Source organism: Flexivirga sp. (assembly GCF_035551235.1).
GTDB lineage: Bacteria > Actinomycetota > Actinomycetes > Actinomycetales > Dermatophilaceae > Flexivirga.
Map to the genome: position 1 here is coordinate 177,658 of NZ_DASZNO010000026.1, position 21,471 is coordinate 199,128.

At 69.2% G+C, this 21,471-nt stretch carries 24 protein-coding genes; 9 read left to right on the plus strand and 15 right to left on the minus strand.

What is annotated here, in order from left to right; genetic code table 11:
- Position 1: 1 nt before the first annotated feature.
- From VG502_RS08555 to VG502_RS08565, 3 genes are all read right to left on the minus strand, one after another.
- The gene (locus VG502_RS08555; RefSeq protein ID WP_325549613.1) at positions 2-544 is read right to left on the minus strand and encodes a hypothetical protein; all 543 of its coding nucleotides are present in this window, start codon (positions 542-544) and stop codon (positions 2-4) included.
- 96 nt (positions 545-640) lie between these two features.
- Positions 641-1,003 (minus strand): DUF3024 domain-containing protein, encoded by a 363-nt coding sequence (locus tag VG502_RS08560; protein ID WP_325549614.1) that lies wholly within the window; start codon positions 1,001-1,003, stop codon positions 641-643.
- A 6-nt stretch (positions 1,004-1,009) separates the two neighbouring features.
- On the minus strand, positions 1,010-1,948 hold the full coding sequence (locus tag VG502_RS08565; protein ID WP_325549615.1) for a 1,4-dihydroxy-2-naphthoyl-CoA synthase: 939 nt from the start codon (positions 1,946-1,948) through the stop codon (positions 1,010-1,012).
- Positions 1,949-1,979: 31 nt separating this feature from the next.
- Here VG502_RS08565 and VG502_RS08570 point away from each other — a divergent pair, with 31 nt between their 5' ends.
- The 5 genes from VG502_RS08570 to VG502_RS08590 all read left to right on the plus strand — a co-directional run bounded on the left by VG502_RS08570 (position 1,980) and on the right by VG502_RS08590 (position 6,533).
- Positions 1,980-2,990, plus strand: coding sequence for an o-succinylbenzoate synthase (locus VG502_RS08570; protein ID WP_325549616.1), 1,011 nt, complete (start codon positions 1,980-1,982; stop codon positions 2,988-2,990).
- A 48-nt stretch (positions 2,991-3,038) separates the two neighbouring features.
- Complete coding sequence (locus VG502_RS08575; RefSeq protein ID WP_325549617.1) at positions 3,039-4,190, plus strand: glycosyltransferase; 1,152 nt, start codon at positions 3,039-3,041, stop codon at positions 4,188-4,190.
- Between the two features lie 119 nt (positions 4,191-4,309).
- Complete coding sequence (locus VG502_RS08580; protein ID WP_325549618.1) at positions 4,310-4,807, plus strand: MarR family winged helix-turn-helix transcriptional regulator; 498 nt, start codon at positions 4,310-4,312, stop codon at positions 4,805-4,807.
- Positions 4,804-6,051, plus strand: a complete 1,248-nt coding sequence (locus VG502_RS08585) for an MFS transporter (RefSeq protein ID WP_325549619.1) — start codon at positions 4,804-4,806, stop codon at positions 6,049-6,051. Before VG502_RS08580 ends, VG502_RS08585 begins: the two co-directional genes overlap by 4 nt.
- A 41-nt stretch (positions 6,052-6,092) precedes the next feature.
- A complete protein-coding gene (locus tag VG502_RS08590; RefSeq protein ID WP_325549620.1) occupies positions 6,093-6,533 on the plus strand; it encodes a cytidine deaminase in 441 nt (146 codons plus the stop codon).
- A 92-nt stretch (positions 6,534-6,625) separates the two neighbouring features.
- Here the strand turns inward: VG502_RS08590 and VG502_RS08595 are convergent, their stop codons facing one another.
- Positions 6,626-7,405 (minus strand): inositol monophosphatase family protein, encoded by a 780-nt coding sequence (locus VG502_RS08595; protein WP_325549621.1) that lies wholly within the window; start codon positions 7,403-7,405, stop codon positions 6,626-6,628.
- Between the two features lie 188 nt (positions 7,406-7,593).
- Positions 7,594-8,337, minus strand: coding sequence for an SDR family NAD(P)-dependent oxidoreductase (locus tag VG502_RS08600; protein ID WP_325549622.1), 744 nt, complete (start codon positions 8,335-8,337; stop codon positions 7,594-7,596).
- A 112-nt stretch (positions 8,338-8,449) separates the two neighbouring features.
- Between VG502_RS08600 and menE the strand changes: the two genes are divergently transcribed.
- Complete coding sequence (gene menE / locus VG502_RS08605) at positions 8,450-9,610, plus strand: o-succinylbenzoate--CoA ligase (RefSeq protein ID WP_325549623.1); 1,161 nt, start codon at positions 8,450-8,452, stop codon at positions 9,608-9,610.
- 39 nt (positions 9,611-9,649) lie between these two features.
- Positions 9,650-10,528 carry a 1,4-dihydroxy-2-naphthoate polyprenyltransferase gene (locus tag VG502_RS08610; protein WP_325549624.1) on the plus strand — a complete coding sequence of 293 codons (879 nt, stop codon included), beginning with the start codon at positions 9,650-9,652 and terminating at the stop codon, positions 10,526-10,528.
- A 6-nt stretch (positions 10,529-10,534) separates the two neighbouring features.
- Here the strand turns inward: VG502_RS08610 and VG502_RS08615 are convergent, their stop codons facing one another.
- Together VG502_RS08615 and VG502_RS08620 are read right to left on the minus strand one after the other, a co-directional pair.
- Positions 10,535-11,725 carry a S1C family serine protease gene (locus VG502_RS08615; RefSeq protein WP_325549625.1) on the minus strand — a complete coding sequence of 397 codons (1,191 nt, stop codon included), beginning with the start codon at positions 11,723-11,725 and terminating at the stop codon, positions 10,535-10,537.
- Positions 11,726-11,765: 40 nt separating this feature from the next.
- Positions 11,766-12,710, minus strand: coding sequence for an EamA family transporter (locus tag VG502_RS08620; protein WP_325549626.1), 945 nt, complete (start codon positions 12,708-12,710; stop codon positions 11,766-11,768).
- Between the two features lie 71 nt (positions 12,711-12,781).
- Here VG502_RS08620 and VG502_RS08625 point away from each other — a divergent pair, with 71 nt between their 5' ends.
- The gene (locus tag VG502_RS08625) at positions 12,782-13,687 is read left to right on the plus strand and encodes a LysR family transcriptional regulator (RefSeq protein ID WP_325549627.1); all 906 of its coding nucleotides are present in this window, start codon (positions 12,782-12,784) and stop codon (positions 13,685-13,687) included.
- Positions 13,688-13,692: 5 nt separating this feature from the next.
- On the opposite strand, the gene VG502_RS08630 is transcribed toward VG502_RS08625, so the two are convergent.
- The 8 genes from VG502_RS08630 to VG502_RS08665 form a co-directional block, all read right to left on the minus strand.
- Positions 13,693-13,935: a DUF4229 domain-containing protein gene (locus tag VG502_RS08630; RefSeq protein ID WP_325549628.1), complete on the minus strand. Its 243-nt coding sequence runs from the start codon at positions 13,933-13,935 to the stop codon at positions 13,693-13,695.
- Positions 13,935-14,993 carry a c-type cytochrome biogenesis protein CcsB gene (gene ccsB / locus VG502_RS08635; protein WP_325549629.1) on the minus strand — a complete coding sequence of 353 codons (1,059 nt, stop codon included), beginning with the start codon at positions 14,991-14,993 and terminating at the stop codon, positions 13,935-13,937. Before ccsB ends, VG502_RS08630 begins: the two co-directional genes overlap by 1 nt.
- Positions 14,990-16,708: a cytochrome c biogenesis protein ResB gene (gene resB, locus VG502_RS08640; protein ID WP_325549630.1), complete on the minus strand. Its 1,719-nt coding sequence runs from the start codon at positions 16,706-16,708 to the stop codon at positions 14,990-14,992. Before resB ends, ccsB begins: the two co-directional genes overlap by 4 nt.
- 2 nt (positions 16,709-16,710) lie before the next feature.
- A complete protein-coding gene (locus VG502_RS08645; RefSeq protein ID WP_325549631.1) occupies positions 16,711-17,454 on the minus strand; it encodes a cytochrome c biogenesis CcdA family protein in 744 nt (247 codons plus the stop codon).
- Between the two features lie 9 nt (positions 17,455-17,463).
- Positions 17,464-18,042, minus strand: a complete 579-nt coding sequence (locus tag VG502_RS08650) for a TlpA family protein disulfide reductase (RefSeq protein ID WP_325549632.1) — start codon at positions 18,040-18,042, stop codon at positions 17,464-17,466.
- Between the two features lie 8 nt (positions 18,043-18,050).
- On the minus strand, positions 18,051-18,707 hold the full coding sequence (locus VG502_RS08655) for a histidine phosphatase family protein (RefSeq protein ID WP_325549633.1): 657 nt from the start codon (positions 18,705-18,707) through the stop codon (positions 18,051-18,053).
- Between the two features lie 95 nt (positions 18,708-18,802).
- Entirely contained in the window at positions 18,803-20,149 is a 1,347-nt protein-coding gene (gene hemL, locus VG502_RS08660) for a glutamate-1-semialdehyde 2,1-aminomutase (RefSeq protein ID WP_325549634.1), read from the minus strand.
- A gap of 34 nt (positions 20,150-20,183) precedes the next feature.
- Positions 20,184-20,702, minus strand: coding sequence for a MarR family winged helix-turn-helix transcriptional regulator (locus tag VG502_RS08665; protein WP_325549635.1), 519 nt, complete (start codon positions 20,700-20,702; stop codon positions 20,184-20,186).
- Positions 20,703-20,838: 136 nt separating this feature from the next.
- Here VG502_RS08665 and VG502_RS08670 point away from each other — a divergent pair, with 136 nt between their 5' ends.
- Positions 20,839-21,393, plus strand: coding sequence for a YceI family protein (locus VG502_RS08670; protein WP_325549636.1), 555 nt, complete (start codon positions 20,839-20,841; stop codon positions 21,391-21,393).
- The last annotated feature ends 78 nt before the right edge of the window (positions 21,394-21,471 follow it).

A 21,471-nucleotide genomic window follows, 5' to 3' on the forward strand; every position in this document is an offset into this window, starting at 1 on the left:
GTCAGTTCCGAGTCCGCTCGATGATCGAGTCCCCTGGTTCGGCATCCCCTGACGTTTCGTTCCGCCGGCCACGGGCGGCCGCGATCAGCATGCCGATGCTGACCAGCCCGACGAGGCCCGCAAGAACGACCAAACCGATGGCCAGCCCATTTCCGTGGCGTTCCTTGACACCAGCTGCAGGGTGACCGCCGGCATCGTCCTCGACCTCGACCGCACCGCCCTTGCAGGTGATCTCGTAGTCGCCCTTCGGACCGGTCCGGAAATCGGTCGTCCGGCCCGCGGCGACGATGTAGCGGGACCAGGTTCCCGGCCCGGAGATCGAGCAGCCCTTGATGTCGGTGATCCCGTCACCGCTGTCGAGCGCCACCTGATGGTGCGCAACCAGGGCGACCGAGGCGCCCGGCTCCAGCCGCACGCTCTCGTAGCCGCGGGAGGAACTGTGCAGCCCACCGGTCACCGACACCATCATCCCGATGCCTACTGCGACAAGCAGCCCGACCAAACCCAGGCGGGTTCGTCTGCGCGTCTCTCGCTCGGTCGTCACCGGTCAACAACTATCGTCCCAGCCTTGGAACTAGCAGGGAACCAGCCGAACCCCCGCCTCCACGGCACGGCTCCCGGCGGTCTCTCGCCACGCGGGTCAGAAGCGGTCCGGTTGGAAGATGCGCTCGGAGTTGAAGTCGACCTCCTCGAGCGTCCGCGCCATCGACCCGGACTCGTACACAGGCCAACGGCGGTAGCGATGCCACCGGCCGGTGCGCCACGCATAGGCGTAGAGCCCCCACTCGCGCTCCTCCTCGAAGTAGCGCAGCTGGAAGAACTTCCGGTGCATCCAGCCGCCGTCGGCGCTCCAACTCGGCCGCGCCTCACACAGCGTGACGTGGGTGCCGCGGATGTGGCACTCGATCCGCACGTCGTGCCGCGCGTTCGGTGGCACCTTCGAGTCACACCAGCGCTGCACGCGGGCGACGTCGGTCTCCGGGATCTTGCGGCGCCACGCCATACGGGCTCAGAAGTACCAGGGGAAGGGCGACCAGTCCGGGTCGCGCTTCTCCAGGAACGAGTCACGGCCCTCGACCGCCTCGTCGGTCATGTAAGCCAGGCGGGTCGCCTCACCGGCGAAGACCTGCTGGCCCATCAGCCCGTCATCGGTCAGGTTGAACGCGAATTTCAGCATCCGCTGCGCGGTCGGGCTCTTACCGTTGATCTCGGCGGCCACCTGCAGCGCCTCCGCCTCCAGCTCGGCGTGATCGGCCACGATGTTGACCGCGCCCATCCGCTGCATCGCCTCCGCGTCATACGTGCGACCGAGGAAGAAGATCTCGCGGGCGTTCTTCTGCCCCACCATCTTGGCGAGGTATGCCGAGCCGTAACCGGCGTCGAACGACCCGACATCGGCGTCGGTCTGCTTGAAGCGGGCGTGCTCGCGCGACGCGATCGTCAGGTCACACACGACGTGCAGTGAGTGCCCGCCACCGGCCGCCCAGCCGTTCACCACTGCGACAACGACTTTCGGCATGGTGCGGATGAGTCGCTGCACCTCCAGGATGTGCAAGCGGCCGCCCTGCGCCTTGACCCGCGCCGCGTCGACCGTGTCGGCGGTCTCGCCCCCGGCATACTGATAACCGGACCTGCCGCGGATTCGCTGGTCGCCGCCGGAGCAGAACGCCCAGCCGCCGTCCTTGGCGCTGGGGCCGTTGCCGGTCAGCAGCACGCAACCGACGTCCGGCGTCATGCGTGCGTGGTCGAGCGCGCGGTAGAGCTCGTCGACGGTGTGCGGCCGGAAGGCGTTGCGGACCTCGGGACGGTCGAACGCGATGCGCACGGTGCCCTGCTCCGGGCCGGGCCGCACGCACCGGTGATAGGTGATGTCGGTGAAGTCGAAGCCCTCGACCGGCTCCCACGCACTGTCGTCGAAGATCTGGCTGATCTGCCGCTGCTCACTCACGCGCACGAGCCTAAAGCTACGGTCGTATGTCGTGAGCGCCACACCGTCCCTGGACACCCTGCTGTCCGCCATGCACGTCGTCAGCATCCCGATGCAGGTGCGCTTCCGCGGGGTGATGCACCGTGAGATCGCCCTGTTCACAGGGCCGTCCGGCTGGGGCGAGTTCTCACCGTTCCTGGAGTATGACGCCCCCGAGGCCGCCCGCTGGCTCGGCGCCGCGATCGATGCCGCGTGGGGCTCCTGGCCGGAGCCGGTGCGGTCGTCGGTGCCGATCAACGCGACCGTGCCGGCAGTGTCTGCCTCAGAGGTCGCGCCCGTGCTGGCCCGGTATGACGGCTGCCGCACCGCCAAGGTGAAGGTCGCCGAGCGCGGGCAGTCGCTGGCCGACGACGTCGACCGCGTTGCCGCGGTCCGGGACGTGATGGGCACGGGCGCCCGGGTGCGGGTCGATGCGAACGGCGGCTGGTCGGTGGACGACGCCGCCGGTGCGATCGCGGCGCTGGCGCCATACGGGCTGGAGTATGTCGAGCAGCCGTGCGCGACGGTGGAGGAGCTCGTGGAGCTGCGCACGCTGCTGGCGCGCAACAGGATTGATGTGCCGATCGCCGCGGACGAGTCGATCCGCAAGGCGGAGGACCCCCTGCGCGTCGCGCGGCTGGGCGCTGCCGACATCGCAGTCATCAAGGTGGCGCCGCTCGGCGGGGTCTCCGCGGCGTTGCGGATCGGGACCGAGGCCGGACTCCCGACGGTCGTCTCGAGCGCGATCGACTCGTCGGTCGGCATCGCCGCCGGCGTGGCGCTCGCCGCCGCATTGCCCGAGCTGCCGCACGCTTGCGGCCTCGGCACGCTGGAGCTCATGGCGGGCGATGTGGTGACGGATTCGCTGGTGCCGCAGGACGGTTCGATCGCGGTGCGCCGCCCCGCGCCGGATGCCGACCTGCTCGCGGAGCATCGTGCCGCGCCCGATCGTGCGGCGTGGTGGCGTGAGCGCGTCACGGCCTGTCACGAAGTTCTGACCGGGATCTCGACCCGCGACCGGTAGCCGCGCTCGGCCCCGCGCGGGCCGGTCGCCCATTACGCTCGGTCGGCGATGCGCATCCTCTTCACCTTCATCGGCGGGACCGGACACTTCGAACCCATGGCGCCGGTCGTCCGGGCAGCCGAGGCAGCCGGACACGAGGTCGCCGTGGCCTGTTCGGGAGGGCCGGCGGAGCAGCTGCGCGCCGCCGGCTTCCGGACGTTCGCGACGAGCCCGTGCGCCCCACCCGCGCCCAGGACCCGGACGCTGACCCCGCTCGTGCCGGATGACGCGTATGCCGCGGAGATGGAGTTCGCCGAGAATTTCGCCGACAAGGGCGCCCGCCGCCACGCGGCGGCGGTGCAGGACCCGATCCGCGACTGGCGGCCGGACCTCATCGTCCGTGACGAGGCCGACTTCGGAACGGCGATCGCCGCCGAAGCCCAGGATGTTCCGGTGGCGACGATCCTGGTGCTGGCGGCCGGCCTGCTGATCCGCCCGGACCTGGTGGCGCCTCCCCTTGCCGCCATCCGGGCCGAGCACGGATTGCCACCGGACCCGGACCTCGCGATGCTCTCCCGAGGTATGACGTTGTCGCCCTTCGCCCCGTCGTTCCGGAGCCCGCACGCGCCAGTGCCGCTGTCCGACGCGACCGTCCACTTCCGCAGCGCCGCCACGAAACCGACTGCCAAGCCTCAGTATTCGCCACGTCGACGTGTCTACGTGACACTCGGGACCGTCTTCAACTCCGCGTCCGGTGATCTCTTCGAGCGTCTCCTCGCCGGGCTGACCGATCTCGACGCGGATGTCGTGGTCACCGTCGGCCCCGACCTCGACCCGGCCGACTTCGGACCTCAACCGGCGCACCTGCGCGTCGAGCGGTTCCTCCCGCAGGACGATGTGCTGCGCAAGTCCGATCTGGTCGTCTCGCACGGCGGATCGGGCAGCGTGTCCGCCGCGCTCGCCCATGGGTTGCCGTCGGTGCTGCTTCCGCTCGGCGCGGACCAGCCGCACAACGCGGCGCGCGCGCACGAGCTGGGGCTCGCCGTCGTTCTCGATGCCGGCACCGTCACCCCCGAGACGATCCGCGAGACCGTCAGCGAGACGCTGCGCGATGCCGCCATACGAGAGCGGGCGTGCGACGTCGCCGACGAGATGCGCGCGCTGCCCGATGCGGCGCAGATGCTGCCGGCACTCGAGGAATACGTCGCGATCGCGCGCTGACCACCGACCCTGACGGTCCAACCGGCGACTGACGGTGCGATTCCGCCGTCAATCGCCGCCGGGCGCCGTCAGGGTCGTGCCACTTTCGCGAATTGTATAAGCACTGTTACATTTATCGGATGCCCGATCAGGATCTGCTCGACAGCAGCTACTACCGCCCGCTCTTCAAGCTGATGCACGCCATGGATCAAGAGATCGAGAAGCTCTACACCTCCCGCGGGAAGTCGGTCCGCAGCCGCTCGGTCGGGCCGTTGATCTCACTGTCCCGCTTCGGCCCGATGTCGGTGAAGGACCTCGCGATCGACCGGGAGGTCTCGCATTCCGCGATGAGCCAGACGGTCACGGGGCTCGCCCGCGAAGGGCTGGTCCGGCTCGACCCCGGCGAGGACGCCCGCACCCGGATCGTCTCGCTGACGGCCGCCGGCGAGGAGATCGCACCCCTGGTGCGCGCCGAATGGCGCGCGACCGAGTCGGTCCTGCGCGCCCTGGACGCCGAGATCGACCAGCCGATCATGCGCGCGGTCGAGGCGATCAGGGCCGCCCTGGCCGAGCGGCCGTTCCACGACCGCCTCGAGGAAGCGCTGGAGACGCAGCTGCAGCAAGGGATGGACTCGTGAAGGTCATCACGGATGTCACCCCGCTGCGCACCAGCCCGGCGTTCCGTCGGCTCTGGGTCGGCGGCGCGGTCTCGGCGATCGGCGGCCAGTTCAACAGCTTCGCCGCCATGTATGCCGTCTGGCATCTCACCGGATCCTCTTTGATGGTAGGCCTGTTGGGCCTCGCATCGGGGGTGCCACTGATCGTGATCGCGCTGGCCGGCTCGATGTTCATCGACTCCGTCGACCGTGCTGCTCTCGCCCGGCGCGCGACGTTCGGGCAGCTGGTGACCAGCCTGGCGATGGCGTGGGCCGTCCTGGAGGAGCAGGTCGGTCTGCTCATCGCGCTGACCGCGGTGGCCGCAGCGCTGGGCTCGTTGGCCGGTCCGGCGCGCCGGGCACTGACGCCGACGGTCGTCGGCCGCGGCGAGCTGGCGGCGGCATACGCCTTGACCTCATTGGCTTTTCAGGTCTCGATGCTCGTCGGGCCCGGCCTGGCGGCTCTGGTCGCCACCGCGTTCAGCCTGCCCATCTGTTTCCTGATCGACGCGGCCACCTTCGTGGTCGCCCTCGCAGGCCTGCGCGGTCTGCACCGCCCACCCGAGGACGCGGTCGCCGACCGTGGCTTGGGCGCCGCAATGGCCGGATTCCGTTTTGCCGCAAAGGCGCCCGTGGTTCGCGGCGCCCTGCTGTGCGACCTGGGTGCGACCGTGCTCGCCATGCCGTTCGCACTCTTCCCGGCGCTCAGCCAGGACCGGTTCGACGGCAGTGCGCAGACGCTGGCCTGGTTCACCACCGCGGTCGCGGTGGGTGGCGTGACCGCCTCGGCGCTCAGCGGAGTGATCACCCATCGCGCTCGTCCCGGCCTGGTGATGATAACCTGCTCGATGACCTGGGGCGCGACACTGATGGTCGCCGGGGCTTCCCACCTGCTGTTCGTCACGTTGGGCATGCTCGCGCTCGCCGGTGCCGCCGACACCTGGTCGGTGACCAGCCGCACCACCCTCGTGCAATCGGCGACACCGGATCGTTTCCGTGGCCGGCTCAGCGCGCTCGAACAGGTCGTCGGCGCCGGCGGCCCCAACCTCGGCAACTTCCGCGCCGGCGCGGTCGGCAACCTGATCGGCCCCGGTTTCGCCATGTCACTCGGCGGGCTCACCAGCATCATCGCGGTCGCCGGAATCGTGGCCAGTGGCAAGGAGATCCGCAGCTACACGCTGGGCGCCGACACCCCGTCGGACGAGCCCGCCACCGTGACCGATTAATTGGGGCGCGCCGGCTCCCGGGCGTGCCTACGCTGACCCGCGTGGACGACCAGAAACTCGACGAGACCGCCGCCGCTTGCAAAGAGCTGATCAGCACCCGCTTCCCCGACGACGAGGACCGTGGCGCTGCCGCAATGCTGCTCGCGGACGGCACGATCCTCACCGGCACCGCACCCGACGCGATCAACCCGTCGGTCGAGGTGTGCCATGAGATCGAGCCCTACTGCGGCGCCTTCCGCCTCGGCCAGCCGGTCGTCGCGTCGATCTGCCTGCATCGGCAGCCGGGTGGCCGCACGATCGTGCTCAGCCCGTGCGGCGTATGCCGGGAGCGTCTCGCAGTCCACGGCCCGCAGGTGCTCGTGGCCGTCGCCGCACCCTCGGATGCGACCGAGATCGTCTGGAAACCGTTGAAGGACGTGCTGCCCGATTACTGGATGACGGCCTTCCCGGACGAGGTCGATCCGGGCTGGATTTTGAGATGATGGCGGAACCTCGAGACGCTCGTCCCTCGCTCCTCGGCCACCTCAAGAGAGCCCTGAGGAGCGTGTGAGGGACGAGCGCGCGTCTCGAAGGGTCAGACCTGCGTGCCGTCCAGGGCCTTGAGGACGGTCTTCGAGATCGCCGCGCTTCCGGCAGCGACCAGCGGTGAGCGCGTCGTGGTGGGGTCGTATGCCGTGCCGTCGTCATACGTCGTGATGCCACCGGCCTCGGCGACCAGCAGCGATCCGGGCGCGTGGTCCCAGGGCATCGCCCCGCCATACAGCAAGTAATCGCAGGCGTTTTCGGCGAGCTTGGGGTAATCGATGCCGCAGCTGACCCAGGTCAGCTCCAGCGGGGACAGCTCACCCACCGACGTACCGATCAGTGCGCGCCGCGAGGTGCGCCCGCGCGGATCCTGCTCGTCGCGCTCCGGTATGTCGAGCCGGCGCTCGCCGCACCAGGCGCCGGCGCCGCGCTCTGCGACATACGCCAGCTTGTGCTCCGGCTGCCAGATCCAGCTGCGCACGACCTCGCGGTGTCGCATCTCGGCGACCATCACGGCGTAGTCCTGCGAACCGTGCACGAAGTTGCGGGTCCCGTCGACCGGATCGATGGTGAACCAGTGGTCGGCACCGGCGGCGGCGTGCAGCGCGGAACTGTCGGCCGACACGGCCTCCTCGCCGACCATCAGCGCGTCGGGGTATGCCGCGACCAGGCGCTTGGTGATCTCCACCTCGGCCTCCCGATCGGCCACCGTCACCAGATCACCGGGGTTCTTCTCCATCACCTCACCCTCGGTGAGAGCCCGGAATCGTGGCTCGATCACCGCGTCGGCGACTTCTTGCAGCAGGGTCAAGACCTCGTCAGTCTGCACGGGCTCCACTATGCCGGGTCGGGCGCCGAGCCGATCACGCAGGTCGGGCCCTCACGACGCGCGCTCCCCTGCCGAGAGGACACCCGTTGACCGAGAGGACACCGAATGTGGCCCATATTTGGCCCACATCGGGTGTCCTCTCGACTGTCGGGTGTCCTCTCGGCAGAAGGGGGGTGGGGGTGAGAGAGCTACGCGTCCTCGCGGTAGAGCTTGTGCGCCGCGGCCTGGGCGCGCGGGCGGACGACGAGCTGGTCGATGTTCACGTGCTCGGGGCAGGTCGCCGCGAACGCGATGCAGTCGGCGACGTCCTCCTGGGTCAGCGGATTACGCACTCCGGCATACACTTTCGCGGCCCTCTCGGTGTCACCACGGAAGCGGACCAGCGAGAATTCGTCGGATTCGACGAGCCCGGGAAGGATCTCGCACACCCGCACCGGCTGGTCCCACAGCTCCAGCCGCAGCGACATCATCATCGCGTGCTCGGCAGCCTTCGCACCGCAATAACCGGCGGCACCCTCGTAGCTGACGAGTCCGGCCGTCGAACCGACCGTGACGATGACGCCGTGTGCCGCGCGCAGTGCCGGCAGGCACGCCTGGATCGTCGAGGCTGCGCCGATCACGTTGGTTTCGAACATGATCCGCCAGTCGTCGAAGTTCGCATCCGCGACGGTGTCTGTCCCGAGTGCGCCGCCGGCGTTCGCGACCAGAACCGCGATCCGCTCTCCGGCCGCCTCGGCGAGCGCCGCCACATCCTCGGCCCTCGTGACGTCGCAGGTCACCGCTCGACCATCGATCTCCGCGGCGAGCTGCTCGACCCGCTCGGTCCGCCGCGCCGCGCACACGACCTCGAAACCCTCAGCGGCCAGCTTGCGGGCGGTCGCACGGCCGATCCCGCTACTCGCACCGGTCACCACAGCGATCGGACGGGTCATCGCACATCTCCTTGCTCGAAAGTGACCGATACGTCACCGATTCCGGCGGCAGTTCGCCGCATCGCTCGACGTTCACGATAGAGCGGCAGCCCGGGGCATCTACTCTTGGCGGGTGCCAGACCTGCAACCCTTCGCCGTCGACCCGGGCGCGCTGACCGACTACCGACGGGCACTCGCCGCAGCTCTGGACGCCGGCGGACCGGCGATCGCGCCGTATGCCGATGGCCCCGCGCCGGTGCTGGACCCCGACGCCTCGCTGCCCGACGGCCTTGCGCTGGTCGTGAGCACCTCCGGCTCCACCGGCACGCCGAAGCGCGCGATGCTGACCCGGGACGCGCTCGCCGCGAGCGCCGACGCGACGCATGAGCGGCTCGGCGGACCCGGCCGGTGGTTGCTGTCGATGCCGGCGCACCACATCGCCGGCACGCAGGTCCTGATCCGCTCGCTGCGCGCCGGCACCGTGCCGCTGGCACTCCCCCACTTCGGCATCGACGAATTCATCTGGGCTGCAGGCGAACTCACCCACGAGCGCCGCTACACGGCGCTGGTGCCGACGCAGCTGCGACGCCTGCTCGACGCCGGCGCCACAGCACGCGCGTCGGTAGCCCGCTTCGACGGCATCCTGCTCGGCGGCGCTGCGGCCGACCCCGGCCTGCTCAGTGAGGCAGCCGACGCCGGCGCCACCGTGCTGACCACCTACGGGTCCAGCGAGACCGCCGGTGGCTGCGTCTACAGCGGTGTCCCACTGACCGGCACCACTGTCGAACTCGCGGACGACGGCCGAATCACGTTGTGCGGCACCACGATCGCCTCCGGTTACCTCGGCGCGCCCGAGCTGACCGATGCGGTCTTCGGGCGACGCGACGACGGCACACGCACCTTCCGCACCGACGACCTCGGTGTATGGCGCAACGGGCGCCTCCACGTCATCGGTCGCATCGACGACCTGATCAACACCGGCGGGGTCAAGGTCGCACCCCGGGTCATCGAGTCCGCCGCGGCCCTGCACCCGCAGGTCCTGGAGGCGGTCGCCCTCGGCCTGCCCGACCGCGAGTGGGGTGAGGCGGTCGCTCTCGCCATACGAGCTCGAACTGCGCTGTCCCTGCACGACATCCGCGAACACCTGCGGGACCACGTGCCGTCATACGCACTGCCCAAGCGGTTGCTGCTGGTGGACGAGATGCCATTGCGCGGGCCCGGTAAGCCGGACCGCGCAGCGCTGGCAAAAGCTCAGGGATGGCAGACTCTGACTGCTCACCAGTCGGCCGACTGACTGCCGCCCGTCTCCTCGAAAGTCCCCCAGACCAACCTCATGGCCACGCTCAACGAATGGATCGCCGGATCCCGCCCACGCACCCTGCCCGTCGCGGTCGCACCCGTCGCCGCAGGAACCGGCGCGGCATACGCGATCGGTGACGGCAACCCCGCCTACGCGCTCCTCGCGCTGCTCGTCTCGCTGCTGCTGCAGATCGGCGTCAACTTCGCCAACGACTACTCCGACGGCATCCGCGGCACCGACGACTCGCGCGTCGGCCCGGTGCGACTGGTCGGACAGGGGCTGGCGACACCGGCGAACGTGAAGCTCGCCGCCTTCGGCGCGTTCGGCGCCGCCGCCCTGTGCGGCCTCGCCCTGGTGGCACTGTCCGGGAAGTTCTGGCTGCTGATCCCCGGTGCGCTGGCCGTCGTGGCCGCGTGGAAGTACACCGGCGGCAAGCACCCCTACGGCTACCTGGGCCTCGGCGAGGTCTTCGTCTTCGTCTTCTTCGGGCTGGTCGCCACCCTCGGCACGACCTACACGCAGGCCGGTTCAGTCGACCTGAGTGCGATCGCGGCTGCCGTCGGGATCGGCGCCATCGCCTGCGCGATCCTGGTCGTCAACAACCTGCGGGACATCCCGGGCGACACGGTCTCCGGCAAGCGGACGCTCGCCGTGCGCATCGGCGACCCGGCCACCCGCACGCTGTTCACCGCGATGTTCGCGATCGCACTGGTGGCGGTCGTCGTGTCCGCCATACAGCGGCCGTGGACGATCATCGCGCTGATCGGCCTGGCGCCGGCCGCACGCTCCGTGCAGACCGTCAACAAGGGCGCCACCGGCCGTGACCTGATCCCGCCGCTGGCGGCCACCGGTATGACGATCCTGGCGTATGGCATGCTCTTCGGCCTGGGCCTCGTGCTGGATCATCACTGAGCGGTCTCAGTTCGCGGGGCTCGTGCCCAGGGTGACCGTCGCGGTGTGCGACTGACCCTGCGCGTCGGTCCACGTCACGGACACCTTGTCGCCGGGGTACTTCTGGTCCAGGACGCCGGTCAGGTCCGTCGGGGTGTTGACCTGCGTGCCGTTGATCGCGGTGATCGTCGAGCCCGCGGTGATGCCGGCCGCGGCCGCGGCACCACCGGCCGTGGCAGCGACGACCGACGCGCCGCCGGCTCCGAGACCGCCGGGCGACTGCGTGCTGACCTCGACGCCCAGCGCCGCGCGGCTGCCGATGTGCACCGTCGCGGTCTTGGTGCCGCTCTCGATCTGGTGGGCGACCTTCATCGCCGCCGACGTGGGTATGGCGTAGCCGGTGATCGGCGTCGAGGACGATGCCGCGGTGTCGATGCCGATGACCTGCCCGTCGGAATTGAGCAGCGGGCCGCCGGAGTAGCCGGGCACGATCTGCGCGTTGGTCTCGAGCAGCCCGGTCAGCCGCTCCGCGGAGGCGCCGCTGCCGCCGTCCGAGGCGGTGATCTGCTCGTCGGTGTCGGTCACGGAGCCGCTCGTCTTGTAGAGCGTGCCCCGGCCGCCGCCCTGGCCGACCGCGGTGACCTTTTCGCCGAGCACGGCCGCGCCGGTGTCCAGCGATGCCGTCTTGAGCCCGCTCGCGCCCTCCAGCTTGATGACCGCGATGTCGTGCGACTCGTCGAAACCGAGCACCTTCGCGGTGTAGGTCTCGCCGTTCGACGCCTTGACCCGGATCGAGGTCGACCCGTCGACCACGTGGTAGTTGGTCAGCACGATCCCGTCGGACGTCAGCACGATGCCGGAGCCGGCGCCCTCACCGCCCTGCATGACGGTGTCGACCATGACCACACCGGGCCAGGACGAGACCGGGGTGCCGGAGACGCGGCTGCTGGTGGCCTGCTTCCACGGGTTGGCCTGGTTGCCGTCGCCGGAGCTGCCGCTCCCGTTGCTGCCATTGCTGCCATTGCCATTACTCCCATTGCCGTTGCCCGAACCCGTCGACGGACTGCTCGGGCTGGGGCTGCTCGGGATGGTCACGGACGGCGCCGTGCCGGAGACGGTGACGCGGTCCGACAGCGCCTGGTCCGCGGCGAATGCACCGGCAGGGACCAGGGTTGCGACGGCGAGTGCCGCGGTGGCGGCTGCGAGACGGCGATTCATGACGGGCTCCTGAAGTTCGATTGACCCCAGACTCCCGCCGTCACTGATGGAGGACCGCGGAAGCAGTTGTGCGCTTCCTGTGAGCAGTCTCCTCCTGCCGAGGATCCGCTGCCGGATTATCCACAGGCCGTGCGGGCGTCCGCGACGTCAGCAACACACCCGAGACCACGACCACGCAGCCGAGCAGCTCGATCGGGCCGGGACGTTCACCGAGCACCGCCCAGGCGGCGCTCAGCCCGACGACCGGCACGAGCATGCTGTATGGCGCAACGGTGCTCGCCGGATGCCGTGACATCAGCCAGGTCCAGATGCCGCTGCCGGCAACACTGCCCAACACGCAGGTGTAGAGCAGTCCACCCCACGCCACCCACGCGCTGCCGGAAGTGGCGATCGAGTCGGCGATCCGGTGCGGGCCCTCCACCAGCAATGACAGGCCCAGCATCGGCAGCGGCGGCACCACCGTCATCCACAGGGTGAGGTGCAGCGGCTTGGGCGGCGCGGCCAGCTTGCTGGACAGGTTGCCGAACGCCCAGCCGAGCCCGCCGCACAACGTCAGGACGAACGGCCACCACGCCGCGCCGCCGACCCGCTGTGAGCCGACGATCACCAGACCGGTGACGGCGATGATCACGCCGAGCGCACGCGCCGGCGTCAGCCGCTCCCCCACGAGCACCCCGAGCAGCACGGTGAACGGAGCCGAGCTCTGCAGCACCAGCGAGGCCAGCCCGGTCGGCATACCGGCGTCCATCGCGCTGTAGAGGAACGCGAACTGCAGCACGCCGAACCCCAGCCCGTAGCCGATCAGCCAGCGCACCGGCACCTGCGGTCGCGGGACCAGCAGGACGGTCGGCACCGCGATGAGCGTCCAGCGCAGGGCGACCAGGAAGTATGGCGGGAACTGCTCGAGCGACGCGTGGATCGCCAGGAAGTTCAGGCCCCACAGGACTGCGACGAGGCCGGCGAGCAGGCGGTGACGAATCGGCATGCGTCGATGCTGCGCCCATCCACTCGATAGGTCCAGCGACATTTTCTGTGATGACTCATTAGGCTTCCTTCATGGAACTGCGCCACCTCAGCCTGCTGCGCGAGTTGCGGGACCGCGGCAGCGTCGCAGCGGTCGCCGCCACGACCTGGCGCACACCGTCCGCGGTGTCGCAACAGCTGCGCACCGCCGAGCGCGATCTCGGCGTGCGTCTCGTCGAGGCCGACGGTCGCGGGCTGCGGCTCACCGACGAGGGCCGGCTGCTGGCCGATGCCGCGCTCGATGTCGAGACGGCCCTCGCCCGTGCACAATCCCGGCTCGATGAGTTCCGCGGGCAGATCGCCGGCGAGGTGCGGATCGCCGCGCTGCCCAGCGCGATCGAATACCTCGCGCCGCGCCTGTTGGTCGCGCTGCGGGACCTGCCGGTCGAGGTGCGGCTGGACGACGTCGATGTCGCAGAGGAGGACTTCGTGGACATGGCCGACGACTACGACCTGGTCATCGGGCACACGATGCGACCCGCAGCTCCCCGCCGGCGCGGGCTCGTCATCCACGAGGTGGTCCGGGAGCCGCTGGACGTCGTCATACCCCAGGACCACCGGTGGGCGAGGCGGCGCAGCATCCGGCCGGACGAGGTGATCCGCGAGCCGTGGATCACCGTGCCCGCGGGCTATCCGTTCCGCAGCCTGCTGGACCGCATCGAACGCGCCACGGGACGACCCGCCGACGTCGTGCAGGAGGTCCGCGACAATCGCGTGGTCGAGGCCCTGGTCGCGGCAGGTGTCGGGATCGCGCTGCTGCCGCGTTTCACCACGCGCCCGCATCCCGCGGTCCGGTTGCTGCAGTTGCGCGACGTCGACAGCGCCCGCCGAGTGCTGGTCATGGCCCGGCGCGATCGTGCCGAGCGGGCGCTCGTACGCCACGTCATACAGCAGCTGCTGACGATCGGGCGCAGCCTCACGGCCGAGGCGAGCGACTGAGCGGACTACTCGTCGGTGTCGTCGTCCTCGGCGCTGCGGTATGCCGCGGCGCGCTCCTGCCGCTCGGAGACCTTGCGCTGGACCTGATCGGCGAACTGCTCCCGCTGCCGGCGCAGCGCGAAGAACGACACCACGAGCGACACCAGCGCGGACAGCAGCAGGAGCGCCCAGCTGCGGAACCCGACGGCGAACAGGATGAGCAGGGCGACCACGAAGATCAGCAGTCGCAGAATGGAATAGCGGATCATCACATACCTGAATACGAGTGCATACCGACGATGAAGATGTTCACGACGCAGAAGTTGAACAGCACGCAGCCGAAGCCGGCGAGCGCGATGTAGGCGGCCTTCTTACCGCTCCAGCCGGCGGTCGCGCGGGCGTGCAGGTAGGCGGCATAGACCACCCAGATCACCAGCGACCAGACCTCCTTGGGGTCCCAGCCCCAGTAGTGGCCCCAGGCCTTCTGCGCCCAGATCGCGCCGGCGATGACCGTGAACGTCCACAGCGGGAAGGCGATGATCAGCAGCCCGTACGTCGTGCGGTCCATCACCTCCGAGCCCGGCACCGCGTCCATGAACGTGTATTTGGTGTCCTTGATGTCCTCGCGCCACTTCTGGACGAAGTAGAGGATCGTCGTGGAGAAGGCGATCGTGAAGAACGCGACCGACAGGATCGCGACCGTGACGTGGATGCTGAGCCAGTAGTTCTTCAGCGACGGCAGCAACTGGCTGGCGGCGGTGTAGAAGACGAGTGCGGCGAGCATCTCGGTCAGCAGCGTCGGCCCGACCACGAAGATGCCGAGCGAGCGCACGTCCCGCTTCAGGCTCCAGATCAGGAACGCGCACATCACGAAGAACGCGCCGACGATGGCGAATTCGTACATGTTGCCCAGCGGCAGGCGACCCACCGACGCCGACCGCAGGCCGACACAGGCCGCCAGCAGCAGCATGCCGAGCCACGACAGCGACATACCGATGCCGGCCCACTGCCTTTTCTCGGGTATGGCGGAAGGCTTCTCGGACGTCCGCTCGAGCACCGCCGTGCTGCCGCTGCCGCCCCCGGCCGTCGCTTCGGACGTCGCTTCGGACGTCGTCGCCTCGACCGACGTCCCGGCGGCTTCGGCAGCGCGCTGCGCGGCGCGCGCCATACGTCCGGGGTGACCGGCGAGGTCGAGCGCGAACGACATCATCGCGAGCGCGAGCACGACCGCCGACGCGTAGAGGAAGTTGTTGGACAGGTTGGACAGGCCGACGTCTGTGGCGTGGCCGCCCCAGCTGAAGGAGATCGAGGGGGTGAACGTGATCATCGTGCCGAACCTGCCTGGGATGTGGGGGTTTTACCGAGTCGTGTCTCGACACCGTCGAGGAGGGCGTCGAGCGCGACCTGCAGGCGCGGATCCTCGCCCTTGGCGAGCGCGCCGGCGGTGATCAGACTACGCCGCTCGCCCTGCCGGCTCCCGGACGCGTCGGTGTCCGGGTCGGTGTCCTTCTCGAGGTCCGCGGCGCGGATCTTGAGGAAGATGCGTCGCCGGCGCAGCGTCATCGACATGATCAGCCCGAGGAGGCCGATCAGCGCCGACACGAGTGCCGTGCCCTTGCCGGGGTCGTAACGAGCCGACAGGCCCGCCCAGCGCGGGATCTTCTTGTCCATCGAGATCGTGGTGCCGTCGGGCAGCTTCACCGTCTGCCCCGGCTTGACGACCGCGCGCCAGGGGCTCTTGCCCTCCATGACCTGGGTCATCTTCTGGGTGTTGAGCGTGTAGACCGACTGCGGGCCGTCGTCGGGGAAGAGCTGTCCCCGGTAGGCGCCGAGCACCAGGGCCGGATTGTCGAGCCCGGCATACGTGGAGATCGGGCCCTTCTGGTTGTCGAACGTCGCGGTCGGCAGGAAGAAGCCGAAGAAGCCGAGTTCCTTGGGTGAGGCGGCCGGGACCTTGACCGCGCCGACCGAGCGGTAGGCGTTGTCCTGCGGCAGGAACGGTGTCGCCTGGTGGTAGAGCACCTTGCCCTTGGGGTCCTTGACGGTGATCACCGGTGCGTAACCGTTGCCGAGCAGGTAGACCGACGTGCCGTCCAGCTTGACCGCGTCGTTGACCGCGAGCGTGCGGTTGGTGGCCTTGCCGTCGGGGTTCTCCCTGGTCGTGACCGAGGCGATGAAGTCGCGCGGCTGGCCGAACTGCGGTGAGTCCTTGGCGACGTTCTTCTCGAAGGTCACGTCGAGCTTGTTGACCTTCATCGTCCACGGCTTGATGTCGTCGGTGTTGACCCACGGGCCGAGGTCGAGCGTGTTGTAGCTGCCGACCGCGCTCACGAACGAGTCGTTGCCCTCCGGCACGATCACATCGCCGCGCCAGCCCATCAGATGGTCGGCCGCGACGGCGAGCACCAGGATGAGCAGGCAGAGGTGGAAGAGCAGGTTGCCGGTCTCCCGCAGCCGCCCGCCCTCGGCGGCCACGGTCTGCTCACCGTCGACAGACCCATCGGCCGGGCCGTCGACACGCACGCGATAACCCTTGCGGCGCAACGTTTCCCGAGCAGCCTCGACCAGTTCGCCGGTGCTCGCGTCGACGCTGCGCTCGGCACTCGCCGGCAGCCGGGTCAGTCGCTTCGGTACGCGCGGCAGCGGTGAGCGCAGCGCCTTGGCGTGCACGAGGCACCGCGGCAGGACGCAGCCGACCAGCGAGATCAGCAGCAGGATGTAGACGGCGGCGAACCACGGTGCACCGTAGACGTCGAACATGCTGAGCTTGTCGAGCCAGGGTCCGGTCGTCGTGTGGTCCTGCAGGTAGGTCGCGACCCGGCCGGCGTCGATGTTGCGTTGCGGGAAGATCGAGCCCGGCACCGCCGCCACCGCGAGCAGCAGCAGCAGGAAGAGCGCCGTACGCATCGACGTCAGTTGACGCCAGAGCCAGCGGAAGGTGCCGAGGACACCCAGCTTGGGCGCCTTGACCAACGGCTTGCGGCCGCGCGGTGCGCCGCCCTTCTTGCCGGGGTCGGTGGTGGTTTCGGTTTCGGTCGACAAAGTCAGATCACCGGGACAAACGTGTCGGAGCCGGTGAGCCGGACCTGGATCCAGGAGATCAGGTGCAACCACTGCCCCGACACCATGATCAGACCGACGACCAGCATGAGGATCCCACCGACCAGTTGGATCGGCCGGTGGTGGTCGCGCAGCCAGCGCGACCAGGTCTCAGCGCGTGACCAGCCGGCCGCGATGAGGAGGAACGGTATGCCCAGCCCGAGGCAGTAGAACGCCGCCAGTGTCACGCCCCGCGTCGCGCCGGAGTGACCGATCGGGTTGGCCAGGTTGAGGATCGCGCCATACACGGGACCGACGCACGGGCTCGCGCTGAGCCCGAAGACGGCGCCCAGCAGCGGCGCACCGAGGAGTCCGGCGGACGGCTTCCACCGCACGGGTATGCCGCGCTGGCCGATGAAGCCGAGGTAGACCAGCGCGAGCAGGATGACGATGACGCCGCTGACGCGGATCATCACGTCCTGGTGCAGGTAGCGCAGGTTGACCACCCAGCTGTATGCCGCGGCGACGCTGACCAGCACCACCGAGAAGCCGAGCACGAACAGCAGTGCACCGGAAACCAGCCGGGTCTTGCGCTGCTCGTCGGTGAGCCCGGTGACGTAGCCGAGAAAGCCTGGCACCAAAGGCAATACGCACGGCGACGCGAACGACACCACACCTGCCACGAGCGCCAGGACTATGGCGATCGGCAGGCTGCCCGTGGCAACGGTCTGTGCGGCGTCGGCGGTCACTGGGTCGTTTCAGCCTTTGCTCAGGACGTCGTTGACCAGCCCGGTGAGGGTGGACTCGGTGGTCGGACCGGAGACGCGCGCGGCGATCCGGTGCTGCTTGTCCAGGACCAACGTCGACGGAGTCGCCGAGGCCTTGCCCTGCAGGGCGACGAGGGCCGCGCCGCCGTCGTCGCGCAACGACGGGTAGGTGACACCGGCCGACTTCAGGAATGCCGCGGCGGTCTGCGGGCCCTCCTGCCGGTCGACGCCGATCATCAGGACGCCCTTCTTCTGCAGCGCGGTCCACGCCTTCTGCAGGTCAGGTGTCTCGGCCTTGCAGGGCGGGCACCACGAACCCCATACGTTGACGACGATGACCTTGCCGGCGTGGTCCTTGGTCGACCACGGCGTGCCGTCGAGCAGCTTGCCGGAGAGCGTGACCGGCTTGCCGCGTTTGGCGGGCGCGAGCTGCGCCAGCGTGCCGTCACCGGCGAGGTAGTTCTTGTCCGATCCCTGGTTGGCCTGGTCGCTGATCGACTTGCCGCCGTCGCTGCCGCAGGCCGCGAGCCCGAGGACCGCCACGCAGGCCAGCGCCATGGCCGGAATCACACGGGTCCTCATCGTGACCCGCCCAGCGCCGATCCGGCGGCCTCGGTCGCGCCGGGCAACAGGTCGCGAGCCGGCTCGGCATACTCCACCCGGCTGAACCGGTCACCGTCGAAGATGACGCTGGTCACCGACGCGAGGGTGCACTGCCGGCGCCGCGGGTCGTGCCACAGGCGCTTGCCCTCGAAGTGCTCGCGGGCGATCCAGACCGGCAGCTGGTGGCTGACGATGACCGCCTCGTGGCCCTCTGCCGCGGCACGGGCGTCGCGGGTGGCGGCTTCCATGCGCTCGGCGATCTCGGCATACGGCTCGCCCCAGCTGGGCTTGAGGGGGTTGGTCAGCTTGCCCCAGAAACGTGGATTGAGAAGCTGTTTCGGGTTCTTGCCGACGGTCAGGCCCTCGAAGTCGTTGCCCGCCTCGATCACCCGGTCATCCAGTTTCACCGGCAGCTTGAGCGCCTCGGCGAGCGGTTCGATCGTCTCCTGGGCGCGCTCGAGCGGCGAGGAGACCAGGTGGGTGATGTCCCGTTCCTCGAGGTATGACGCAGTGCGCTTGGCCATCTGCCGGCCGAGCTCGGACAGGTGGAAGCCCGGCATACGGCCGTAGAGCACGCCGCCGGGGTTGTCGACCTCCCCGTGGCGGACGAGGTGCACAACGGTCTCAGTCATCGCACACCGCCGAGGCAGGTATGACGGAACGGCGCCGGAGGAAATTCACGCTGGGAGTGTCGCATCGAAATCTGTGTCGAATTCTCAGGGGCGACTCAGACCGCAGCCGCAGCGGCAGCTGCTGCCGGGAGTGCTGCCAGGACGTGCTCGACCGCGGCATCGTCGTGGGACGCGCTGACGAACCACGCCTCGAACGAGCTCGGCGGCAGGTGCACGCCCTGCTCGAGCATCGACTGGAAGAACCGGCTGAAGGCGGCGGTGTCCTGCGCCTTGGCGTCCTCGTAGTTGCGCACCGCGCCGTCCCGGAAGAAGACCGAGAACATCGACCCCGCCCACTGCACCGTGTGCGGGACACCGTGCTCGGTCAGCGCCGCCGACGCACCCTCGGCGATCGCGTGCGCGACGACATCGAGCCGGTCATAGACGTCCGGGGTGCAGCCACGCAGCGTGGCCAGGCCGGCGGCCGTCGCGACGGGGTTCCCGGACAAGGTTCCTGCCTGGTAGACGGGCCCGTCGGGTGCGAGATTGCCCATCAGCGCAGCGCTGCCGCCGAACGCGGCAGCCGGGAAGCCACCGCCCATGACCTTGCCGAAGGTGAACAGGTCGGGGGCGCCGCCCTCGGGCTCTCCCTCCAGGCCGTACCAACCCGACGCCGAGCAGCGGAAGCCGGTCATCACCTCGTCGGAGATCAGCAGCGCACCGTGCTCGCGGGTTATCCGGCGCAGGGCGCTGGTGAAGCCGGGTGCGGGCGGGACGACGCCCATGTTGCCCGGGGACGCCTCGGTGATGACGCAGGCGATCTCGTCGCCGTGCTCGGCGAAGGCAGCTTCGACAGCCTGAATGTCGTTGTAGGGCAACACGATCGTCTCGTGTGCGGCCGATGCGGGGACGCCCGCGGAGTCGGGCAGCGCGAACGTCGCCACCCCGGAGCCCGCGGCAGCCAGCAGCGGGTCGACGTGGCCGTGGTAGCAACCGGCGAACTTCACGACGGTGCTGCGGCCGGTCGCTCCACGGGCGAGTCGCAGCGCGGACATGGTGGCCTCGGTGCCACTGTTGACCAGCCGCACCTGCTCCAGCGGAGCCACGCGCGAGACGATCTCCTCGGCGAGCGCGACTTCGTTCTCGCTGGGGGTGCCGAAGCTGAAGCCGCGGGTCGCCGCCTGCTGGACCGCGTCCAGCACGCTGGGGTGCGCGTGACCGAGGATCATCGGCCCCCAGGAGCAGATCAGGTCGACGTAACGGTTGCCGTCGACGTCGGTCAGCCACGGGCCCTTCGCGGACGCGATGAAGCGGGGCGTGCCGCCCACCGCCCGGAACGCGCGCACCGGGGAGTTGACCCCTCCGGGGGTGACATTGCGGGCGCGTTGCAGCAGTGCTGCCGAGGCGTCGTCGCGGGTGACGCGGTCCTGCGTCCGGTCCTGCGCTGAGGGCGTGCTCGTCATACGACCATTGTCTCAGGCGGCATCGCGCGAACTCCTACGGGTTGTAGTTGTCCGTCTCCGCGCCGAGCAGATGGTTGCGGACGTTGCGCATGGCGTCGCCGAGCGACTGGAACAGCGCGGGATCCATCTGCCGGATCAGATGCTCCTGGACTCCGGTCGCGTGCACCCGGGACGCGGACCGAACGGCCGCCAGGCCGGCGTCGTTCAGCTTCAGTTGAATGCCGCGCCCGTCGTCCGGAGCCGGCCTGCGCTCGACCCAGCCGCGCCGGGTGAGCCGGGTGGCGGTGTGCGTGACACGGCTGCGGGATTGCACGGTCTGGTCGGCAAGCCGGCTCATCCGCATCTCCTGCCCGGGCGCCTCGGACAGCATCGACAACAGCTCGTACTCCGCGAGCGACATACCGGCGTCCTGCAATTCCGCGTCTAGCACCGCCTCGAGCGCACGGCTGCCGCGCAGGTAGGCCCGCCACGCGCGCTGCTCGTCATCGGACAACCACGGGACGTCGGCTTCCGTCGCGGTCGGGCTCAGCGGGGCGGACTCAATCTCGGACACCCCCACAGCATAAATCGCAAACTCGTCGTCCGGCACGGGAATAATTGAAATATCAACTACTGTTGTGCATACTGGTTGCCACGCACGGCGACCGACACACCGACTTAGAGATTCAACCGATCCGCTGAGGAGCATCATGAGCAACTCCACCGCCACCACCACGACCACGCTCGACGGCCTGACCGCCGGCACCTGGAAGATCGACGCCGCGCACAGCGCGTTCGGCTTCCAGGTCCGCCACCTGATGGTGAGCAAAGTCAAGGGCAAGTTCGACGAGTTCGACGCGACCCTGACCGTCGGGGACACGCTGGAGGAGACCAGCGTCGAGGCCGAGGTGAAGATGGCATCGGTCAACACCGGCGTCGCCGACCGCGACAACCACCTGCGCACCAACGACTTCTTCGAGGTCGAGACCTACCCGACGATGACCTTCAAGTCGACCAAGGTCACCGAGACCGAGCTGACCGGCGACCTGACGATCAAGAACGTCACCAAGCCCGTCACCTTCGACGTCGAGTTCGGTGGCGTCGGCGGCGACCCGTGGGGCGGCACCCGCGCCGGTTTCGAGGCCTCCCTCGAGATCAACCGCAAGGAGTTCGGCGTCGACATCGAGATGCCGCTCCAGGGCGGCGGCGTGGTCGTCGGCGACAAGGTCAAGATCATCCTCGACCTCGAGTTCGTCAAGGCCTGAGCGCCACACCTCGCAGGTGTGACAACCTGAGCGACGTCACACCCCTGGCAGGTGTGACAACATGAGCGACGTCACACC

Coding starts and splice junctions, on each gene's coding strand:
- VG502_RS08560 (WP_325549614.1), bottom strand. CDS start 1,003: ATGGCGTGGCGCCGCAAGATCCCGGAGACCGACGTCGCCCGCGTGCAG.
- VG502_RS08575 (WP_325549617.1), top strand. CDS start 3,039: ATGCGCATCCTCTTCACCTTCATCGGCGGGACCGGACACTTCGAACCC.
- VG502_RS08580 (WP_325549618.1), top strand. CDS start 4,310: ATGCCCGATCAGGATCTGCTCGACAGCAGCTACTACCGCCCGCTCTTC.
- VG502_RS08600 (WP_325549622.1), bottom strand. CDS start 8,337: ATGACCCGTCCGATCGCTGTGGTGACCGGTGCGAGTAGCGGGATCGGC.
- VG502_RS08610 (WP_325549624.1), top strand. CDS start 9,650: ATGGCCACGCTCAACGAATGGATCGCCGGATCCCGCCCACGCACCCTG.
- VG502_RS08615 (WP_325549625.1), bottom strand. CDS start 11,725: ATGAATCGCCGTCTCGCAGCCGCCACCGCGGCACTCGCCGTCGCAACC.
- VG502_RS08620 (WP_325549626.1), bottom strand. CDS start 12,710: ATGCCGATTCGTCACCGCCTGCTCGCCGGCCTCGTCGCAGTCCTGTGG.
- VG502_RS08625 (WP_325549627.1), top strand. CDS start 12,782: ATGGAACTGCGCCACCTCAGCCTGCTGCGCGAGTTGCGGGACCGCGGC.
- VG502_RS08630 (WP_325549628.1), bottom strand. CDS start 13,935: ATGATCCGCTATTCCATTCTGCGACTGCTGATCTTCGTGGTCGCCCTG.
- ccsB (WP_325549629.1), bottom strand. CDS start 14,993: ATGATCACGTTCACCCCCTCGATCTCCTTCAGCTGGGGCGGCCACGCC.
- VG502_RS08655 (WP_325549633.1), bottom strand. CDS start 18,707: ATGACTGAGACCGTTGTGCACCTCGTCCGCCACGGGGAGGTCGACAAC.
- hemL (WP_325549634.1), bottom strand. CDS start 20,149: ATGACGAGCACGCCCTCAGCGCAGGACCGGACGCAGGACCGCGTCACC.
- VG502_RS08670 (WP_325549636.1), top strand. CDS start 20,839: ATGAGCAACTCCACCGCCACCACCACGACCACGCTCGACGGCCTGACC.